The organism is Weissella tructae, from assembly GCF_000732905.1.
Lineage (GTDB): Bacteria > Bacillota > Bacilli > Lactobacillales > Lactobacillaceae > Weissella > Weissella tructae.
The window spans coordinates 893,562-914,296 of record NZ_CP007588.1 but is presented as its reverse complement, the minus strand read 5'-3'; the positions used below and the strand labels follow the sequence as shown (position 1 = coordinate 914,296).

20 protein-coding genes and 1 riboswitch are annotated in these 20,735 nt (G+C 41.5%); of the genes, 18 read left to right on the top strand and 2 right to left on the bottom strand.

What is annotated here, in order from left to right:
* Positions 1–35: 35 nt before the first annotated feature.
* Together thiT and WS08_RS04395 are read right to left on the bottom strand one after the other, a co-directional pair.
* Positions 36–599, bottom strand: a complete 564-nt coding sequence (thiT, locus tag WS08_RS04400; RefSeq protein WP_009496341.1) for an energy-coupled thiamine transporter ThiT — start codon at positions 597–599, stop codon at positions 36–38.
* Between the two features lie 158 nt (positions 600–757).
* Positions 758–846, bottom strand: a riboswitch (TPP riboswitch).
* 49 nt (positions 847–895) lie between these two features.
* On the bottom strand, positions 896–1,843 hold the full coding sequence (locus WS08_RS04395; RefSeq protein WP_009496342.1) for a dihydroorotate oxidase: 948 nt from the start codon (positions 1,841–1,843) through the stop codon (positions 896–898).
* A 214-nt stretch (positions 1,844–2,057) separates the two neighbouring features.
* Here WS08_RS04395 and WS08_RS04390 point away from each other — a divergent pair, with 214 nt between their 5' ends.
* From WS08_RS04390 to WS08_RS04305, 18 genes are all read left to right on the top strand, one after another.
* Positions 2,058–3,044, top strand: a complete 987-nt coding sequence (locus tag WS08_RS04390; RefSeq protein WP_009496343.1) for a ribose-phosphate diphosphokinase — start codon at positions 2,058–2,060, stop codon at positions 3,042–3,044.
* Positions 3,045–3,074: 30 nt separating this feature from the next.
* Positions 3,075–4,061 (top strand): aldo/keto reductase, encoded by a 987-nt coding sequence (locus WS08_RS04385; protein ID WP_009496344.1) that lies wholly within the window; start codon positions 3,075–3,077, stop codon positions 4,059–4,061.
* A 150-nt stretch (positions 4,062–4,211) separates the two neighbouring features.
* Positions 4,212–4,532 carry a PadR family transcriptional regulator gene (locus WS08_RS04380; protein WP_009496345.1) on the top strand — a complete coding sequence of 107 codons (321 nt, stop codon included), beginning with the start codon at positions 4,212–4,214 and terminating at the stop codon, positions 4,530–4,532.
* Positions 4,525–5,157 carry an HAAS signaling domain-containing protein gene (locus WS08_RS04375; RefSeq protein ID WP_009496346.1) on the top strand — a complete coding sequence of 211 codons (633 nt, stop codon included), beginning with the start codon at positions 4,525–4,527 and terminating at the stop codon, positions 5,155–5,157. Before WS08_RS04380 ends, WS08_RS04375 begins: the two co-directional genes overlap by 8 nt.
* Complete coding sequence (locus WS08_RS04370; RefSeq protein ID WP_009496347.1) at positions 5,157–6,107, top strand: DUF4097 family beta strand repeat-containing protein; 951 nt, start codon at positions 5,157–5,159, stop codon at positions 6,105–6,107. Before WS08_RS04375 ends, WS08_RS04370 begins: the two co-directional genes overlap by 1 nt.
* A gap of 209 nt (positions 6,108–6,316) precedes the next feature.
* Positions 6,317–7,675, top strand: coding sequence for an RsmB/NOP family class I SAM-dependent RNA methyltransferase (locus WS08_RS04365; RefSeq protein ID WP_009496348.1), 1,359 nt, complete (start codon positions 6,317–6,319; stop codon positions 7,673–7,675).
* Between the two features lie 39 nt (positions 7,676–7,714).
* Positions 7,715–8,026: an Asp-tRNA(Asn)/Glu-tRNA(Gln) amidotransferase subunit GatC gene (gatC, locus tag WS08_RS04360; protein WP_009496349.1), complete on the top strand. Its 312-nt coding sequence runs from the start codon at positions 7,715–7,717 to the stop codon at positions 8,024–8,026.
* Positions 8,026–9,483 carry an Asp-tRNA(Asn)/Glu-tRNA(Gln) amidotransferase subunit GatA gene (gatA, locus tag WS08_RS04355; RefSeq protein ID WP_009496350.1) on the top strand — a complete coding sequence of 486 codons (1,458 nt, stop codon included), beginning with the start codon at positions 8,026–8,028 and terminating at the stop codon, positions 9,481–9,483. Before gatC ends, gatA begins: the two co-directional genes overlap by 1 nt.
* Complete coding sequence (gene gatB / locus WS08_RS04350) at positions 9,483–10,928, top strand: Asp-tRNA(Asn)/Glu-tRNA(Gln) amidotransferase subunit GatB (RefSeq protein ID WP_038528472.1); 1,446 nt, start codon at positions 9,483–9,485, stop codon at positions 10,926–10,928. Before gatA ends, gatB begins: the two co-directional genes overlap by 1 nt.
* A 69-nt stretch (positions 10,929–10,997) precedes the next feature.
* Entirely contained in the window at positions 10,998–11,957 is a 960-nt protein-coding gene (locus tag WS08_RS04345) for a diacylglycerol kinase (RefSeq protein ID WP_009496352.1), read from the top strand.
* 121 nt (positions 11,958–12,078) lie between these two features.
* Positions 12,079–13,395, top strand: a complete 1,317-nt coding sequence (locus WS08_RS04340) for a bifunctional folylpolyglutamate synthase/dihydrofolate synthase (RefSeq protein WP_009496353.1) — start codon at positions 12,079–12,081, stop codon at positions 13,393–13,395.
* Positions 13,385–13,978 (top strand): non-canonical purine NTP pyrophosphatase, encoded by a 594-nt coding sequence (locus WS08_RS04335; RefSeq protein ID WP_009496354.1) that lies wholly within the window; start codon positions 13,385–13,387, stop codon positions 13,976–13,978. The genes WS08_RS04340 and WS08_RS04335 overlap by 11 nt, the downstream gene beginning before the upstream one ends.
* 19 nt (positions 13,979–13,997) lie before the next feature.
* On the top strand, positions 13,998–15,533 hold the full coding sequence (locus WS08_RS04330; RefSeq protein WP_009496355.1) for a UDP-N-acetylmuramoyl-L-alanyl-D-glutamate--2,6-diaminopimelate ligase: 1,536 nt from the start codon (positions 13,998–14,000) through the stop codon (positions 15,531–15,533).
* A 72-nt stretch (positions 15,534–15,605) separates the two neighbouring features.
* A complete protein-coding gene (locus tag WS08_RS04325; protein ID WP_009496356.1) occupies positions 15,606–15,959 on the top strand; it encodes a hypothetical protein in 354 nt (117 codons plus the stop codon).
* Positions 15,959–17,644, top strand: a complete 1,686-nt coding sequence (gene argS / locus WS08_RS04320; RefSeq protein ID WP_009496357.1) for an arginine--tRNA ligase — start codon at positions 15,959–15,961, stop codon at positions 17,642–17,644. Before WS08_RS04325 ends, argS begins: the two co-directional genes overlap by 1 nt.
* 135 nt (positions 17,645–17,779) lie before the next feature.
* Positions 17,780–18,235 carry an arginine repressor gene (locus WS08_RS04315; RefSeq protein ID WP_009496358.1) on the top strand — a complete coding sequence of 152 codons (456 nt, stop codon included), beginning with the start codon at positions 17,780–17,782 and terminating at the stop codon, positions 18,233–18,235.
* A 13-nt stretch (positions 18,236–18,248) separates the two neighbouring features.
* Entirely contained in the window at positions 18,249–20,321 is a 2,073-nt protein-coding gene (locus WS08_RS04310) for a PBP1A family penicillin-binding protein (protein ID WP_009496359.1), read from the top strand.
* Positions 20,322–20,377: 56 nt separating this feature from the next.
* On the top strand, positions 20,378–20,719 hold the full coding sequence (locus WS08_RS04305; protein ID WP_009496360.1) for a YlbF family regulator: 342 nt from the start codon (positions 20,378–20,380) through the stop codon (positions 20,717–20,719).
* Positions 20,720–20,735: the final 16 nt, after the last annotated feature.

Sequence of the window (20,735 nt, the reverse complement as noted above, 5' to 3'; positions counted from 1 at the left end):
TCTTGAATTTGAATGTTCAAGACGTTTTTTATTGTTTATAGGTTATCTGTGAAGATACGTGGTGCCTTAAGTACTAGTAGGACCAAGACCACCATTGTAATCAATGTTTTTGGAATGATGACAGTTGCGTTGTAAACCAATGAGTAGATAAAGACTGATTGGTTTTGTGGTGCAAAACTGGCATAGAATACAACACCGGCAATTGTGTGTGGAACTAATTCTGCAAGACCAGCAATTAATGTAGCAAAGCTAGCTGAAAGTGATGCCTTGTTAAGTTGTCCAGCAGATAATTGTGCTTGGAAAGTCTTAGAATAGATACCAGCTAGTCCAATAACAGCGATGGCTAGTGGGTAGTCTAATAACATTTGGAAAATGTTAACGAAGAATCCACCAAGCATAAAGCTAAGTAATCCAGTTAGGAAACCGGTTGTGATACCAACACCTGCACCGCGACGTAGCGCGATAACAATGATAGGCAACATACCCAATGAAATACTTCCACCTTGTGGCATGCGGAATAGGACAATTTGGTCCAAGACGATGGCTAAGGCCATGAAAATGGCGATTTCAATGGTCACCCGGATGTTACGTTGTTGCATAATATATACTCCTCCTAGAGCGGTATGTGTTGTTCTAACGTGTGTTAAAACATAGTTATAACGAACCGACCGCCCAGAGCAAAGTAAAAACCCCGGTTAATGAGGCCATAGTAGCTATGGTCTGTGATTAACTGGGGTTTTGTTTAATATCTATCATTAATAAACAAAACCAAGCTTCCTACGCCAGTACTAACTGGATCAGGTTCATGGGTATTATCTCAGCCTTTCGGCACCCCAGCATGGTCGATTCGTTTCAATTTAATAGTATAGCGGGTTACTGCTTTTATTGCAATGAACTAAATGCCTTTTGTATCCAATGTCTTTAACTTACCACGGAATTGTGACAAGTCTGTGTAGCCACGGCGTTCCATTTCAGCAATTAGTTCAGCATTCAATCGTTCAAATACGGCAGGACCTTCTTGGTACAAAGTTGTTCCGATTTCAACGATTTCGGCACCAGCAAGGACCAAATCGTAGACATCACGTCCGTTTGTGACCCCACCAGTTCCGATAACCTTAATCTCTGGACGCAAGCGTTCACGTAGGGCACGGACATTGGCCAAGGCAGTTGGCTTAGCGATTGCACCACCCAAACCACCAAATCCACCCTTAGGTGAAATTGTGACTGTGTCTGTTTCTGGGGCGATTGTTAATCCGTTACCAATTGAATTGATTGAGTTAACAAAGGCTAGTGGGAACTTGTTTAAGATTGCAGCAATTTGATCAAAGTGTGCAATATCGAAGAATGGTGGCAACTTTACGCCAACACGCTTTGTGAAGAAAGTGAAGATTTCTGTCAACAAAGCTTCTGTTGTTTCAAAGTCGTAGGCGATTTGTGGCTTCCCAGGTACGTTAGGGCATGAGAAGTTCAATTCAATCAAGCCATCGAATTCAGATTCTTGAATACGACGCATAGCGTATAGAATTTCTTCGTGTGTAATCCCGGCAGTTGAAAGGAAAATAGGCTTTTCGTGTTGGTACTTTTCAACGTATTCGATGTAGTATTCCAAGCCGTAGTTAGGCAACCCCATAGAATTAATTGAGCCAATTGGCATGTCTGCGTAACGAATTCCTTCGTTTCCCTTACGGGCGTTTGGTGTCGCGGTCTTTGTTACAAGACTTGCTGCACCTGGTGCAGTACGGATTTGATCGAGTTCCTCAATCGATTGGCAATTAATCCCGGCAGCATTCAAAAGAATGCCATCAAAGTCGAAACCTGCAATGCTCGCTGTCAAAGTCGTCATGGTAAATCTCCTTAAATATGTGGTTGGTAAAAACTGTTTAAAACATTTTACCAACGTTTGGTGAAAAAATCTACAATTTTACTAAATGATTTTAAATTCTTTGGTATACCACTGAATAACGACAGAATTGTGGGCTGGTAGTAGCCCGAAAGCAGTAAATTTGCTAAAATAGGAGATATTAAGAGAGATATTCTAAACTAATTGGAGGCATATCGTGGAGTCTAAATTAAAAGTCTTTGGTTTGTCCGTGAGTCGTGAACTAGCAGAAGCAACGGTTCGTGAAATGGGCATTGCCTTAGGAGAAGTTGAAATTAAAACTTTTTCAGATGGTGAAATCTATGAACGTGTCTTAGAAAGTATTCGTGGAGATGATGTCTTTGTCATCTCATCAATTTCAGGTGAAGCTAATGATAGTTTCATGGAAATCATGATTTTGATTGATGCATTACGTCGTGCATCAGCACGTACAATTAACGTTGTTATTCCATATTATGGATATGGACGTTCTGATCGTAAGGCTAAGGCCCGTGAAGCAATCACAGCTAAGCTAATTGCGTCATTACTTGAAATGAATGGTGTTGATCGTGCGGTTTCAATTGATTTCCACGCTGACCAAATTCAAGGATTCTTCAATATTCCAGTTGACTTGTTGCGTGCCGCTCCATTGTTAGCTGAATACTTTGTGGCCCATGACTTAACAGAAAATCTAGTTGTGGTCTCACCAGACCATACTGGAGCTGGTCGTGCACGTCGCTTCGCGGAATTCTTGGACGCACCTTGGGGTGTTGTGAATGATCATGTGGCGAAGACAAACCCATCTTCTCCAGATGCAATTGTGGGAGATGTTGCTGGTCGTCGTGCCATCATCATTGATGACATTATTGATACCGGTGAACGTATGGCAATCACAGCGAAAGCATTGCACGAAAATGGTGCAACGGATGTTTACGTTGTTGCGACACATGCGGTATTCTCTAAGCGTGCAGGTGCACGTTTGGCGGCTGATGAAAATGTGACGAAGATTATCGTGACAGATACAAACGCCATCACGCCAGAAAACCAATCTGATAAATTAGATGTCCTATCAGTTGCGCCAGTATTGGCTCGTGCAATTCATGATATTCATGAAGAAATTTCATTGGATAAATTACGCATTGCACAAAATGATCCAGATACATTTCATCTAAATAAAAAACAATAAAAATCATTTAAGGAAAAGGAAGTAGTTAATATGGTTTATGCTGCACAAGAAGATCGTTACGAAAAGATGCCTTATCGTCGTGTTTCAGACTCAGGGTTAATTTTGCCTGATTTGAGTTTGGGATTCTGGCGTAACATGGGTGACCAACGTCCACTTGCTGATTCAAAGAGTGTTATTTTGGAAGCATTTGATAATGGAATCTTTTCATTTGACCACGCGTCAAATTACGGACCATCAAATGGAACTGCTGAAGACACATTTGGTGCGGTTTACAAGAGTGACTTGAAGCCTTACCGTAATGAATTGGTTATTACAACAAAGGCTGGTTACCACATGTGGCCAGGACCTTACGGAGAATTCTCAAGTAAGAAGACTTTGACAAACGCATTAGACCTTTCATTGCAACGTATGCACTTGGATTATGTTGACATTTTCTACGCACACCGTTGGGATCCAGAAACAAACTTGCGCGAAACAGCGGAAGCTTTGGATTTGTTGGTTCGTCAAGGTAAGGCTTTGTACATTGGGGTTTCTAATTACACTGCTGAACAAACAGCCGCAATTGCTGAAATCTTTGAAGAATTGCACACACCATTTATTGGTAACCAAATGTCATATAACATGTTGAACCGTGAAGCAGAAAAGGACAACATGTTGGATATCTTGGACGAACACCATGCTGGTTTGATTGCCTATGGACCATTGGCTGAAGGTTTGTTGACTGATCGTTACCTAGACGGTATCCCAGCTGACATGCCATTGCACCGTTCAAATGCCTTTATTGCTGAAAACCCTGAAAAGGCTGTTAAGCAATTGAATGAATTGAACGAATTGGCTAAGAACCGTAACCAATCATTGGCACAAATGGCTATGGCTTGGTTGTTGAAGGACCCACGTGTTGGTTCATTGGTGTTTGGTGCAACGTCATCAAAGCACTTGCAAGCTAACATTGCAGCAATGCAAAACTTGTCATTTACTGCAGATGAATTGACTGCAATTGATAATATTTTGAAGTAAAAATAGAGGGCCGATTACTGACTAACGTTGGTATATCGGTCTTTTTATATGCTACAGTATGGCAGAAAAATTAAGGTTATATTGTGCTTGACCCACTACTATACACGGTGTAATATATAGTATATAGAAAACAGTATTGAAGGAGTGCTTATGGATATTCAAGTCCCCACAGTTGTACTAGATGGTACAGTCTTGGCGATATTGGCCAAGGAAGATACCTACGGTTATGTGATTACGAAGACAATGCAAGAACACATGAATGTTAGTGAATCAACGATGTATCCCGTATTACGTCGTTTGAAAAAAAATAATTACTTAATTAATTACGATGAACCTTATGAAGGTCGTATTCGTCGTTACTATCAAATTACTGATGAAGGGCGTGCGCACTTAGTAGAAATTCAAGCGGCTTGGAAGCATTTCCGAACGTCTGTGAATACATTGTTATTGGAGGAAGAGCAAAATGATTGATCAATATTTTACGGAAGTTGAAAGCTACTTGAGCGGTGTACCTGTCGCTGAACAAGAAGAAATGTTTCAATTTTATAAAGAGCAAGTGCTTGAATCTGGTATGACAATGGCCGAAGTAGAAGCGAAATATGGAACGCCAAAGCAATTTGCACGTAACATTCGCCTAGAATACTTCATGGACTTAGACGATGCGCCAGAAAGTCAAAACGTGACACCACAACAACGTACAAAGCAACGTACACGTATGATTTGGTTGATTATTTTGGGATTGTTTGCAAGTCCAATTTTGATTCCAGTTGCCATCGGTGTGTTGTTCATGCTTGGGCTTGGTTTCTTCTTCTTCTTGATGATTGTATTAGGAATCTATGCCGGAGTGGTTGGGGTCTTAGCCGGAGGTGTTGCCGCATTGATTTTTGGTGCAACATTGTTATCACAATCAATTGCGACTGGAATTTTCTTCATGGGATTGGGATTGTTGATGACAGGATTAACAATCGTTATGACACCAATTGTGTTGAATATTACGCAATGGTTGTTTGACGTCTTCATGCAATTCATGAAGTGGATTGGTCGTCGTTTTGTCGCTCGTCGCGATAAGCAACCAGTAGAAGGAGGACAAAACTAATGTTTAAGTTGAAGAAACCGTTAATTATTGGTGGTGTCATCGTTGCTGCTGGTGCAGCGATGATGATTGGGTCAGCTAACAAAGCCAACTTTGATTTTGGTTGGGACAAAGGTCCTAAGCTAGTGACTGTGCGCCAAAATAAAGAAGTATTTAAAGATGTAAAAAATCTAACTGTAAATGCCAATGCAGGAATGGTTCGTATTGTTGAAGGTTCTGAATGGTCAGTGACAACCTGGGCTGTCGACGGGCAACAAGCCACTGCGACAAAAAAGGATGATCGTTTAACGGTTGATACATTGAAGGATGAATCAGTCTTACGTGGTGTCTTCTTATCAACACCAGAGGCCTTCCAATATTCTGCCCTAGTTACTGTGCCTACAGGAACTAACATTGATGAATTGAACTTATCAATGGAAGATGGTGGAATTGTTATTGATGGTATTTCTGCCAAAAAGACAAAAACAACAACTGGTCGTGGTGGATTGAACTTACATGAGTTTAAGGGTGAGTCATTAGAAATGACGACTAAGGATGGACGTTTGGCAATGGATGATGTCACGTTAAAGTCATTGAAGTTTACGGGGCGTGATGCTTATGTATACGGATCATACGTTAAGGTAACAGAAGCTAGCCAAATCGATATCCGTGATGGTAGTGTGAACTTGTCACGTGTGCAAGCACCAGGATTTAACTTGAAGTCAGGTGATTTTGACGATGCCTATGTTCACATGACTAAGTTTAGTGAAGAAGATGAACGCGTTGATTTTGAAAGTGTCAACTATGGCTACGAAGATGAAGCTGTCTTTGGAGATGATGAATCTGAAAAAGAATATCACGACCAAAAAGATAAGCTAAAAGAAAAGAAGACGTTAGAAAAGGGTGATCAAAAGAACGCTCTGAAAGTAACTGTTCGTAATGGACAAATTCTTTTCTACGAAATGGATAAGTAATTGTCAGGAACTACTAGCACATAAGATGTTAGTAGTTCTTTTTTGGCTATTGAACTTATTTTAATAAAGCGGGTTAATGGTATAGGTATCGTCAGTATAAATACACATAAAATGTCATGAAAGTTGCTTTTATTTCTATAGCAAACGTGCCGAAAAGGCGCTAAATATGTTAAACTGAAAAAGAATTCACGTTTTAAAGGAGGTCTGGCATGTTAGTTTTACCTGATGCATTTGTGACCAAATACCAAGCATTGCTTGGTGATGACGCAGATGATTTTTTTGCGGCTCTACATGAGCCAGCCAGCAAAGCCTACCGTGTGAATCCATTGAAAGCAAATCCAAACCCATTTGATACCGACTCAGGGGAAGCAATTCCTTGGAGTCGTTTTGGCTTTTATGGCCAAGTTAATGGACATTCAGTGGACCATACGACAGGTGTTATCTATTCTCAAGAACCTTCAGCGCAATTAGTCGCTGAATTAGCTGCACCAAAACCAGGACAACGCGTTTTGGATTTAGCCGCAGCACCAGGAGGTAAATCAACGCATCTTGCGGCATTTATGCAACAAGAAGGGTTATTGATCTCAAATGAAATTAGCCGTAAACGCGCAGGGATTTTAAGTGAAAACATGGAACGTTTTGGTGTTCAAAATGCTCTTGTGACGAATCACGATGCTACAACTTTGGCGAAACATTTCCCGGAATATTTCGATACGATTGTTTTGGATGCGCCTTGTTCAGGGGAAGGTATGTTCCGAAAGGACCATGATGCCGTTGATTATTGGACGGCAGATTACCCACAAGAAAATGCTGATCGTCAAAAAGATATCTTAACGGATACCATTACGATGCTAAAGCCAGGGGGAACGCTTGTATATTCAACATGTACCTTTGCGCCAGAAGAAGACGAACAAGTCATTGCTTGGCTGTTGGCTGAGTATCCAGAATTCAGTGTTGTACCTGTTGATATGCCAGAAGGTGTTGATGCTGGGCGTCCAGAATGGGCAGATGGTAATCCTGCATTAGCGGATACTGTGCGTCTATTCCCACACCATGTTTCTGGTGAAGGACATTTTATGGCCAAGTTGCATAAAGCAGACGCTGAAAGTGATGTTCGTGAACCTAAGCTAGCGAAAAGTAATCTGACGAAAGAACAACAAGAACTGTGGACAGATTTTGCTGATAATCAATTAGTTACGCCGCTAAACCGTGTATTACACGCATTTGGTGACCAATTATATGCATTACCAGTGGACGCACCAGACTTGAATAATTTACAAGTATTACGTGCGGGTCTGCACTTGGGAACTTTTAAGAAAAAGCGTTTTGAACCAAGTTTGGCCTTAGCCTTAGCTATGCCAAGTGATGCTTTTCAACATGCGGTAGCGTTAACCCAAGAACAATGGGCAGCGTACGTGCATGGTGATACCTTTATGATGACTAATCAAGACTTGGTCAATGGTTGGTACATCTTAACGTTTAATGGGAATGGTGTCGGCTTTGGAAAGTATGTGAATGGACAGATGAAGAACTTCTATCCAAAGGGCCTACGCTTTTTACCACGTTAAAAACGATTAAAAATTAAAATTACAGAGGAGCACAAGATAATGAATGAACAAAGCTTGAGTGCTGAAGAAGTACAAAATGTCGCTGCTTTATCAAAATTAGAATTAACAGCGGAAGAAACAGATATCATGACTGACCATTTGGAAAAGATTTTTGATGTGGTCTTCATGCTTGAAGGGGTTGATACAACTGGTGTTAAGCCAACATACAGCCCAACTGACCTACAAATGACTTTGCGTGCTGACGAAGCGGTAAACGCAGGACAAGCAGAAGAATTGTTGGCAAATGCACCTGAACGTAAGGGTGACTACATTAAGGTGCCAGCCATTCTTGAAGGAGGGGCAAGTAACTAATGAACTACTTAACAACTGATTTAGAAACGTTGCATGCGCAACTTGTAAACAAGGAAATTACTGCTGAAGCATTAGTTGAAGCAACACTTGATAACATCGCTGCGACAGATGAAACATTTGCGGCTTTCATTACTGTAATGAAGGAAGAAGCGTTGGCTCAAGCTCGTGAACTAGATGCCAAGGGAATTGACGTTGATGACGTTTTGTCAGGTATTCCTTACGGAATTAAAGACAACATCGTAACAAAGAATGTGTTAACGACTGCTGCATCAAAGATGTTGGCTAACTTCACACCAATTTACGAATCAACAGTAACAGACATGTTGGCACAACGTGGTGCCGTTGGTGTTGGTAAGTTGAACTTGGACGAATTTGCCATGGGTTCAACAACTGAAACATCATACTTCAAGAACACAAAGAATGCTTGGGACACAACTAAGGTGCCTGGTGGATCATCTGGTGGTTCAGCCGTTGCAGTTGCCGCTGGTCAAGTACCATATGCACTTGGAACTGACACTGGTGGATCTGTTCGTCAACCTGCTGCATTCAACGGTATTGTTGGAATGAAGCCAACCTACGGTCGTGTATCACGTTGGGGTGTTATTGCCTTTGCGTCATCATTTGACCAAGTTGGAGTTTTGACACGTACGGTTAAGGATAACGCCCATGTCTTGGGTGCTATTGCTGGACACGATGCGAATGACCAAACAAGTTCTCACTTGGCTGTGCCTGATTACACAGCTAACTTGGGAAACGACTTAACAGGTATGAAGATTGCGGTACCAGAAGAATACTTCGGAGCCGGAATTCATGAAGACGTTAAGGAGGTTGTCCACAATGCCATTGAACAATTGAAGGCATTGGGTGCAACTGTGGATACAGTTTCATTGCCACACACACGTTACGGTGTGGCGGCCTACTACATTCTTGCATCAGCTGAAGCATCATCAAATCTACAACGTTTTGATGGTATTCGTTACGGTTACCGTGCTGAAGATATCAAGAACCTAGAAGAACTATACATCAAGAGCCGTTCTGAAGGATTTGGGGATGAAGTTAAGCGTCGTATTATGCTTGGAACATACTCATTGTCAGCTGGTTCATACGACAAGTTCTACAAGAAGGCTGCACAAGTACGTACATTGTTGGCTAATGACTTTAAGAAGGTATTCTCAGAATACGATTTGATTGTCGGACCAACAGCGCCAAGTGTTGCTTATGACTTTGGTGAAAACCCAGACGATCCAGAAGTAACTTACATGAACGATGCGTTGACAATCCCAGTTAACATGGCTGGATTGCCAGGAATGTCAATTAATGCTGGATTCAGCAATGGATTGCCAGTTGGAATGCAATTGATTGCGGACGCCTTTAACGAAGAAAAGATTTACCAAGCTGGTTATGCGTTTGAACAAGCAACCCGCTTATTTGAAAAAGTACCAGGAGGTGCCAACTAATGGCCGTGCCAAATTTTGAAACAACGATTGGACTTGAAGTCCACGTCGAATTAAAGACAAACTCAAAAGCAATGTCACCATCACCTGTGCAATATGGTGCTGAAGCGAACCAAAACACTAACGTCATTGACTGGGGTTACCCAGGTGTTTTGCCATCAGCTAACCAAGGTGCTTTGGAAGCTGGAATGATGGCGGCAACAGCCTTGAACGCCGAAGTAACACGTGACCTAACATGGGACCGTAAGAACTACTTCTACCCAGACAATCCAAAGGCTTACCAAATCACACAAAGTGAAACACCAATTGGTCAAAATGGTTGGTTGGACATCACGATTGATGGTGAAACAAAGCGTGTTGGAATTACTGAAATGCACGTTGAAGAAGATGCGGGTAAGAACACCCACGCTGATGATGGTTATTCATATGTGGATTTGAACCGTCAAGGAACTCCTTTGATTGAAATTGTTGGAGCACCTGATTTGCACACACCAGATGAAGCTTACGCTTATTTGGAAGCTTTGCGTCAAGCCATCCAATTTACAGGAATTTCTGACGTTAAGATGCAAGAAGGATCAATGCGTGTTGACGCTAACATCTCTATTCGCCCAGTCGGTTCTAAGGAACATGGTACAAAGGTCGAATTGAAGAACTTGAACTCATTTAACTACGTACGTAAGGGATTGATTTTTGAAGAAAACCGTCAAGCTAAGATTTACATGGCTGGTGGTACAATCAAGCAACAAACACGTCGTTTTGATGAATCAACTGGTGAAACAATCTTGATGCGTGAAAAGGAAACAGCGGATGATTACCGTTACTTCCCAGAACCTGATTTGGCACCTGTTCATGTAACAGATGCTTGGTTAGCTGAAGTTGCGGCTAAGTTGCCTGAATCAGCACCTGTCCGTCGTGAACGTTACGTCTCTGAATTGGGATTAGAAGCTTACGACGCAGAAGTGTTGACACAAACACTAGAAATGGCGAACTTCTTTGACGCAACAGTCGTTGAAGGAGCAAACCCTAAGCGTGCAGCTAACTCCTTGATGGGTGATGTAAATGCCTACTTGAACGAAAAGCAATTGGACCTACAAGAAACAGCATTGACGCCAGCACACTTGGCCCAAATGATTAACTTGATTGATGATGGTACAATCTCAACCAAGATGGCTAAGCGTGTCTTTACAGCGATTACTAAGGGAGAAAACCCTGGTGAATTCGTTGAAGCAAATGGTTTGAAGCAAATGTCAGATCCAGCAGAATTGCAACCAATTATTGCTGGTATTTTGGATGCTAATGAACAATCAATTGTGGACTTCCATAATGGTAAGGACCGTGCGGTTGGCTTCTTGGTTGGACAAATCATGAAGGCAACTAAGGGAAATGCTAATCCAAATGTGGTAAATGATATCTTGATGACTGAATTGTCAGCTCGCAAGCCAGCCTAATTTAAGGTTCAGCTCGCATACTAGTTAACATGACAGTCAGTTAAATACTGATGATTTAGGAGAACTAGTATGATGAAGCGAGCACGTATTATTTATAATCCGACATCAGGCCGCGAAGCAATTCGTCGTGACTTGGTAGATATTTTAAACGTGTATGAAACGGCCGGTTATGAAACCAGTGCATTTGCGACTACTGCTGAAGAAGACTCAGCACGTAATGAAGCACTTCGTGCAGCAAACGATGGATTTGAGTTGATTGTTGCGGCTGGTGGTGACGGGACGATTAATGAAGTTGTGAACGGAATTGCCAGTTTAGATAATCCACCTCTTTTGGCCATTATTCCAGCTGGAACAACGAATGATTACGCGCGTGCGTTGCACATTCCACGTGATAGCCCCTTGGAAGCCGCTGAGGTTATCCTTAAAGGGCGCGCAGCACGTATGGATATTGGGCAAGCAAACGACAATTACTTTGTTAATATTGCAGCGGGTGGTACTTTGTCAGAATTGACATATTCGGTACCATCAAAGCAAAAGTCAATGTATGGCTATTTGGCGTATGTGCTAAAGGCAGCAGAGATGTTACCACAAGTTCATCCAATGGATATTGAAGTTGAGTATGATGGTGGAACATATCGAGGACCAGCCTCAATGTTCTTCTTAGCCTTAACAAATTCCGTAGGTGGATTTGAGCAATTGGTACCAGATGCTCGTTTAGATGATGGTAACTTTACGTTACTGGTTGTGAAAACAACCAAGCTGAATGAGCTGTTGGTATTAGTTACAGAAGCACTACAAGGAAAGCACGTCGATGACGAGAATTTGCTGTATGTTAAATCATCACAAGTTAAAATCACGCCGCTTTCAACAAATACTGCACCTGTTCGTATCAATTTAGATGGGGAATACGGTGGAGATGCGCCAACAACTTTTGTTAATCATCGTGCCTTGATTACGATGGTGACAGGGATTGATGAAGACACAGAGAAAAATCCATTTACGCAAGAGATTCTGTCACTTGATATGTAATGGCAATTAATTAGAAAAAGTATGGTAGGGAGACCTATCATACTTTTTCTTTTGGCGATAAACCGATTAACTTGTGGTAAAATGGGCATACTATATTCAGATAAGAGAGTGAGGTCACGACATGCCGTTCGCAGATTTATATGAGCAAATCAACAAGCAAATGAATCGTCATGAAGGTGCTCACATTGGTGATCAAGAACGTTGGCACATTCTTCGTGAAGTGTTGGACTGGATTGGTCGACCTGATGAAAAATTACGATTTATTCACATTGTTGGGACGGATGGTAAGCACGCCACCGGCGCAATGACAGCCGCCATTTTAACGGCCGCCAACTATAAAACTGGGCGTTTCACAACACCAGCGATTATGAATGATTGCGACATGATTCTGGTTGATAATGAATCAATCACCCAAGAAGAATTTGTATTGAGTTTCCAACGGATTTTAGAAGAAATTAAACGTCATGGTGGAGATATTACAACGCTAAGTCGTTTTGAATGGTGGTTTTTGGTATCAATTGAACATTTCCGTCGTCAAGAAGTGAAGTATGTTGTGCTTGAAGCTGGAATTGATGGTATGTGTGATCCAACGAATGCCATTTTAGAAACGTTATTAGTGGCCTTTACACATATTGATTTTGACTATAAGACAGGGCAAACACCACAAAGTCATCAACTGACAGCTATTGCATTAGATAAGAGTGGTGCCATTAAACCAGGTGCAGTTGTCGTCAATATGCCGGGACAACATCATGAAGTGACGAAGGTATTAAAGACAGTCACAGCCGAAAAAAATGCGGTGTGGTATAGTCGTCGTCCTAAGATTACTGTGATGAAAACTGATCCGACGGGGATGGTTTTGAAATTAGATGATGGAATTGAAATGCGTCTATCTGTGGTTGGAAGTGACCATCTAAAGAATTTAGCCAATGTCTTACAAATCATTGGTTACTTACAAGAAACTGGCGCTCATATTTCATTGGTTAATATTGCGGAAGCATTAGCGTATCTCAAGATATCAGGTCGAATGACTTATGATGCTGCGCATGATATTTTGTTTGATGGTGCTGATTCAACGACAACAATGGAACATTTATTGAGTTCGATTAAATCTTGGCATCTACAAGCAAAGCCAATTTTTGTACTTGGATTACGTAAAGATGAAAATTGGCGTGAAATTTTAGACATGGTCCTACCATACACAGACCAAGTGATTGCGGTCACACCTGCACATCACGAAGGGATGCATGCTGATGAATTGGCTGCTAAAATTGTGATGCAAAGTAATGTGAATGTGGAAGTAGCCGATGATTCAACCGCAGCAATCAATTTGGCGCGTCGTGCTCGTCGTGACACAAATCGTATGATTGTTGTGACAGGATCATTGTTTACGTTACGTGCGATCAACAAGGAAGGACTAACATTTGATGAATATTAAGCGTTTGGTTATTGCCTCAAATAATTCACATAAAACAGCTGAAATGGCTGAATATTTTGCATTATTAGGGCAAGAAGTCATTAATTATCGAGAATTGCATGAACAGGTGCAGTTTCCAGCTGAATCAGAGACGGATATGGCTTATAATATGCAAATGAAGGCAGAAACAATCCACAAAATTTTACCAAATGAGTATATTTTAGCGGATGATTCAGCCTTGTTTATTCCAAGTATTCCAGAGCATTTTGGTGTCACAACAATGCGTGAATTTAAGGCGCATCAATTACGTGGCGATGATGAAATCAATCAATATATTTTAGACCAATTAGATAATGGCATAGATCGTGCAGGATACTTACAAGCTAATTTCTATTTAATTACGCCAACTGGAGAACACTTTGATGTTGTTCAAACGGGTGGTGTTGAAATTGCCCAAGCTGCACGAGGAAACAATGGTATTGATGCGCTGATGGTGACTGAGAATGGGCAGACATTGGGCGAAATGCCGGTGGATGAACGAATCGACTATGCGCATCGTGGGCGAGCAGCTAAAGCGTTATTAGCGATGTTGGCAGAGCGTTAAGCGAACGAGGGGAAAACAGATGCAATTAACGGCAGAACAAATTACAAATTTATTAACAGATGAATACTTACTACAAGAAACGCCTGATTTTAAAGGGGTGTTTACACATCTAGCTTATAATTCAAATGATGTCCAAACAGGGACATTATTGTTTATCAAAGGGAATTTTAAGCCAGAATACTTAGTTGATGCCATGGCCAAGGGTGTGCAAGGAATTGTGGCCCCAGTTGGGTTTGTGCATGATACTGACCTACCTACTTGGACGGTTGATGAAGTAATGCCTGCAATGAGTATCTTGAGTATGGCTTTTTATGGTAATCCACAACAACAATTGAGCTTAATTGGAATTACAGGAACAAAGGGGAAGACATCTTCAACTTACATGGCCTATGAAATTCTAAAGCAAGCCACGGGTGATCGTGTGGCGTTGTCTTCAACGCTTGAAGTTATCACAGGAAATGATGCCGAGCATCACTACCGTGCAAAGCTAACAACACCGGAATCAGTTGATTTGTTCCGCTGGATGCGTGAGGCTGTTGATAACAAGATGACACACATGGTGATGGAAGTATCATCACAAGCCTACAAGCTAGATCGTGTGTATGGTTTGCGCTTTAATGTAGGGGTGTTCTTGAACATCAGTGAAGATCACATTGGACCAAATGAACATGCTAGTTTTGAAGAATACTTGATGTGTAAGGAAATGTTGCTAGAACATTCTGATCAAGCAGTTATCAATGCTGATTCTGCCTACTTTGAAGATGTTGTGACACACACAGCCGAATTCATTCCACGTGATGGTGTTTGGTTATATGGTCGTGGCAATGACGAACAAGGCTTCGGTGTTGATGTTAGCTACACAACACTAGAAGAGACTTTGCAAGGTAGCGAATTTAATGTCGACCTAGTCGGACCACAAGCACAATCATTGAAGATTGATGGTGACTTCAAACTAGATATGCCGGGTGACTTTAACCAAGGGAATGCCGTAGCAGCGATGTTAGCGACTCGTTTGGTGGGTGCTGACGCGGATGCCATGCATGATGCACTAGAAATTGTGAAGATTCCGGGTCGTATGCAAGTATTAACAACCGCTGAACATGGGACTATCTATGTTGATTATGCCCATAACTATGCATCAGTTGCGGCTTTGCTACAATTCGCTAAGACAAATGCAGCCGTTGAAAAGCTTTCAATCGTTGTTGGGGCACCTGGAAACAAGGGTGTTTCACGTCGACCAGGAATTGGTCAAGCCGTGAACGAAGGCGCTGATATCGTCTACCTAACAAGTGATGATCCACAATTTGAATCACCAGAAGCAATTGCGGATGAAATTCAAGCAAGCATTACCGATGGTAACGTTGTTGTGCATCGTGAATTTGATCGTACAAAGGCCATTTCGGATGCGATTGCGGCAGCTGGACCAAATGATGTTGTGATTTTGGCTGGTAAAGGTTTGGACGAATATCAAAAGATTGATGGTGTAGACACACCGTATGAAAATGACTGGGCAATTGCGCAACGTATCGTGCAAGAGCTTGAAGGCGCAAAGTAGTTTTTTACACTAAATTGTGCTATAATATCAGGACTTTATATTACTTTAAGAGATAAGAAAGGGGCGCTAGCTATGGCTAAAGAACCTATTGAAAATACTTCAGAATTTGATATCGGTGACTATGTTCACGGAAAGAAGTTCGCAAACTTCGAACATGATTTTGACGGAATCGTTGAAAAAATCTACGAAAACTCACTATTGGTGATGATTACAGATTTCGATCCTGAAGATTCAGCAACTGTTAACGAATACAACCAACGTGCCGTTGTACGTATGAGTGAAACAAAGATTTTGAAGAAGACAGACAACCCAGCACCACGTTTGACTTTGGCTGAAGATGACGAAGAAGATGAAGAACTAAAGAACGTTGCAGCAGCAGAAGCCGCTGAAGCGGAAGAAGAAGAAAATGGAGAGGAGACCGAATAATGGATTTTAAGACGCAAGTGGCTGCGGCAATCGAACCAGCCTTACCAGAATTAGATCTAGCAGATATTCTTTCAAAGGTCGAAGTACCAAAGGATAGTCGTATGGGTGATTACGCCTTCCCAACATTTACGTTGGCTAAGGTTCGTCGTCAAGCGCCTAACCAAATTGCAGAAGGATTAGCTGAAGCAATCAACACAGATGGTTTCGAAAAGGTTGAAGCTGCGGGACCATACGTAAACTTCTTCTTGGACAAGCAAGTTGCTGGTTCAGAAATTTTGCGTACCGTTTTGAACAACGAACAATTTGGACATAACACAAATGGTGAAGCTGGACATGTGACAATTGACATGTCTTCTCCTAACATTGCTAAGCCAATGTCAATGGGACACTTGCGTTCAACTGTTATCGGAAACTCATTGGCTGAAATTTCACGTGCCAACGGTTACCAACCAGTCAAGATTAACCACTTGGGTGATTGGGGAACACAATTTGGTAAGTTGATGTCAGCTTACAAGCGTTGGGGATCAGAAGAAGAAGTTCAAGCTGACCCAATCAACACTTTGGTAAAGTACTACGTTCGTTTCCACGAAGAAGCTGAAACACAACCTGAATTGAATGATGAAGGTCGTGCTTGGTTTAAGAAGTTGGAAGACGGTGATGCTGAAGCGGTTAAGTTGTGGAAGTGGTTCCGTGAAGAATCATTGAAGGAATTTATGGATGTTTACGATATGTTGGATATCGAATTCGATTCATTTAACGGTGAAGCTTTCTACAACGATAAGATGGAACCTGTGATTGAAACATTGAAGGAAAAGAATGTCCTACAAGAATCACAAGGTGCACAAATTGTTGACCTTGAAAAGTACGGTTTGAACGTTGCGATGATCCAACGTACTGACGGTGCAACTCTGTACATGACTCGTGACCTTGCAGCGGCAACATACCGTAAGCAAAACTACGACTTTGTTAAGTCATTGTACGTCGTTGGTGGTGAACAACGTGAACACTTCTTGCAATTGAAGGCTGTCTTGAAGGAGATGGGTAACGATTGGGCGGATGATGTTGAACACATTCAATTCGGTTTGATCACTGTTAACGGTAAGAAGCTATCAACACGTTCAGGACGTATCATTTTGTTGAAGGATGTTTTGAACGATTCTGTTGAATTGGCTCAAGCACAAATCGACGAAAAGAACCCAACATTGGCTAACAAGGAACAAGTTGCCCATGAAGTTGGAACTGGAGCCGTTGTGTTCCACGACTTGATGAACGAACGTATTGGAAACTTCGACTTTAAGCTTGAAGATGTTGTGCGTTTCGAAGGTGATACTGGACCATACGTGCAATACACAAATGCGCGTGCACAATCATTGTTGCGTAAGGTTGGTAACCCTGAAATCGATCACGCTCACTTGGCTATCTCAGACCCAGCTGTTTGGGAAGTTGAAAAGTTGGTTGGAGAATTCCCAGCAACTGTTGAACGTTCATGGCGTGACCGTGAACCATCAGTTATTGCGAAGTACGCGTTGCAACTAGCACGTGCCTTCAACAAGTACTATGCGAACTCAAAGATTTTGCAAGAAGACAACGAATTAAACGCTCGTTTGGCACTTGTAAACTCAGTTTCACAAGTATTAACTGAATCACTACGTTTGCTAGGTGTTAAGGCGCCTAAGGAAATGTAATTATTAAACGCATTATCTTTCGGGATAATGCGTTTTTTATATAAAACAAAATATCTCTGACTTTTTTAAGGTATATGAAATATAATAGTATGTGGTAAAACAAAAATTGGGTTTGTCTAAGTAGAGGAATTACAGATGACGATGAAAAAAACAGAGCGGCAGAATCATATTTTACAAATTATTACTGCCCAGACCATTGAAACACAAGATATGTTGATGGCAGCATTAGAAGCTGTGGGGGTACAAACAACTCAAGCAACTGTATCACGTGACATCAAAGAATTGCATATTGTCAGACAGCCTGATCAAAATGGTACATCACGCTATCAAACGTTACGTATGCAACCTGAAAATAATTTAGCAGTCTTACAACGTTTATTTGAACAATCTGTACATCAAATTGTACGGGTTGATTTTATGACGATTTTAAAAACATCTAAAGGAAATGGTAATCGAATTGCAGCTTCAATTGATGCTGCACAATTATCAGAAGTAGTGGCCACATTAGCTGGTCACGATACGATTTATGTGACAAGTCCTTCATCTGATGAAGCAAAAAAGCTAACGGAAAGATTTAATCGTTGGTTATAAGTGAGGAATTTGCATGAAGCAATATTTACAAATCGCAATGGCGTGGCTTAAAAAGAAGTGGCGTCGTTATCAAGGTGGTCGCTGGTTTATTGTGATTACCTTGCTCGTTATTTTGATTATTAGTGCGTTAGGTACATTAGAGGCTAAAACGACTGATGTGAGTGACCTCAAAGCACGTCTCCAACAATCTACAATCATTTATGATGAAAACAATAATGAAGCCGGATCATTGGCCGGACATAAGGGCACCTATGTTGAATTAGATGCCATTTCACCACATGTTGTGGATGCTGTTATCGCAACCGAAGATCGTCGTTTCTATCAAGAATACGGTTTTTCAGTCCCAGGAATGGTGCGTGGTGGAGTGACGACAGTTTTGAATAAGGTACGCGGTGTGAATGCCGCGGCTGGTGGATCTACCCTAACGCAACAATTAGTTAAAAATGCCTTTTTGACGCAAGATCAAACGTTGAAACGTAAAGTTCGTGAATTATTCTTGGCAATCCAAGTTGAACAAGATTATTCCAAAGATGACATTTTAACAATGTATCTGAATAATGCCTACTTTGGTCGTGGTGCCTGGGGCGTTCAAGATGCTGCACAAAAGTATTTTGGTATTGATGCAAAGGACTTGAGTGTTGATCAAGCAGCGATGATTGCGGGGATGTTGCAATCCCCAGGTGGTTATGACCCTGTAGCACACCCTGAGGCGGCTCAGAATCGCCGTAATCAGGTTTTACAGAACATGGTAAACACAGATAAGCTAAAGCAGGAAGACGCTGATACGTTGAAAATGAACGCTGTTGGCGCAAGTGACCATGATTCTGATAACTCAACCTATAATTACCCTTCATATTTTGATGCAGTTATTAATGAGGCAATAAATCGTTATGATATCAGTGAAACGAAATTATTGAATGATGGTTATCAAATTTATACAAGTTTGAACCAACAAGACCAAGAAAATTTGCAAAATAATTATGAGAACCCTAATTTGGATCCATTGAATGGACAAGCACAAGCTGCCTCTGTGGTAATGGATGCACAAACTGGTGGTGTACGTGCTGTTGTTGGTGGGCGTGGTGAACATGTCTTCCGAGGATTTAACCGTGCAACGCAGATGAAGCGTTCACCAGGATCAACGATTAAGCCTATTGTGGATTATGCACCTGCATTGTCACGTGGTTTTGGTATTGAGTCAAAATTGAAGAATGAAGTAACGTCATTTGGTTCTAATCGTTACACACCACATAATGCTGGTGAAGTAACGAGTGAACCAGTACCGATGTATCAAGCGTTAGAAATGTCATACAATATTCCCGCTGTTTGGTTATTAGATCAAATGGGAGCTAAGGTTGGATACGACGCTGCTAAAAAAGTGGGCTTGTCAGTGACTGAAGATGACAATAATTTGTCTTTGGGATTAGGTGGTATGGAAAAAGGAACATCTCCTTTGGAATTAGCACAAGCCTATACAAGTTTTGCTAATGACGGTCAAATGAGTGAAGCACACTTCATTACAAAAATTGTGGATGCGACGGGTAAAACGGTTGTCGAACACAAAGATAAGAAGACTGAAGTTTGGTCAAAGTCGGTAGCCGATGATATGACTGCAATGATGTTAGGTGTCTACACACACGGAACGGGTGTCTCTGCGAACCCAAGTGGTTATAAAGTCGCTGGTAAGACAGGGACAACTGAGGTATCTGGTGAAGGCTCAACACAAGCCAATGCAACAGATGCATGGGCCGTTGCCTACACACCGGATGTAGTTGTTGTGACTTGGAACGGATTTGATAAGACAAACGGTGAGCAAAACTTGCCAATTATGTTGAGTGCGACAGCTGGACCGTTAATGAAGGCCACGTTGGAACAAGTTATTCCAAATACAAATCAAACACCGTTCACAGTTCAAGGAATACACGAAAAGATCAGTCAAGCAGAAGAACAGGAACAAAATGGTCTGAACAAGTCTGTGAATGATATCGGTACACAGATTCAAGATGGTGCAGATAGTGTGATGCGTAGCGTAGAATCAGGCGCACGTAAGGTTTGGGATGGCGTTAAAGGACTCTTTGGGTCATAGTGTTTTCATGCCACATATGGCATAATTAAGGTATATAAAAAAGGATGGTGGATAGCATGGTAAATATTTTTGATAGTGTAAATGCAGTAGAAAAGGACTTGCGTGACACACCACAATACAAGAACTTGGAAGAAGCGTTGAAGGCCGTTCGTGCCAATGAAGAAGCCGCAGCAATCTTTGCTCGTTTCCAAGAAGCACAAGTTGCAATCAACTCAGCAATGCAAGCTGGACAACAACCAGATGAAGCACAAATCATGGACTGGCAAGGAATTGCTAAGGAAATGGAAGCTTTTGCTGAATTGAAGTCATTGATGGAAACAGAACAAGCAATGAACCAATTGTTGATGCAAATCAACAACACAATTACAAAGCCAATCGCTGAACTTTACCAAGGGTAAGTGATTAATTTTTCTG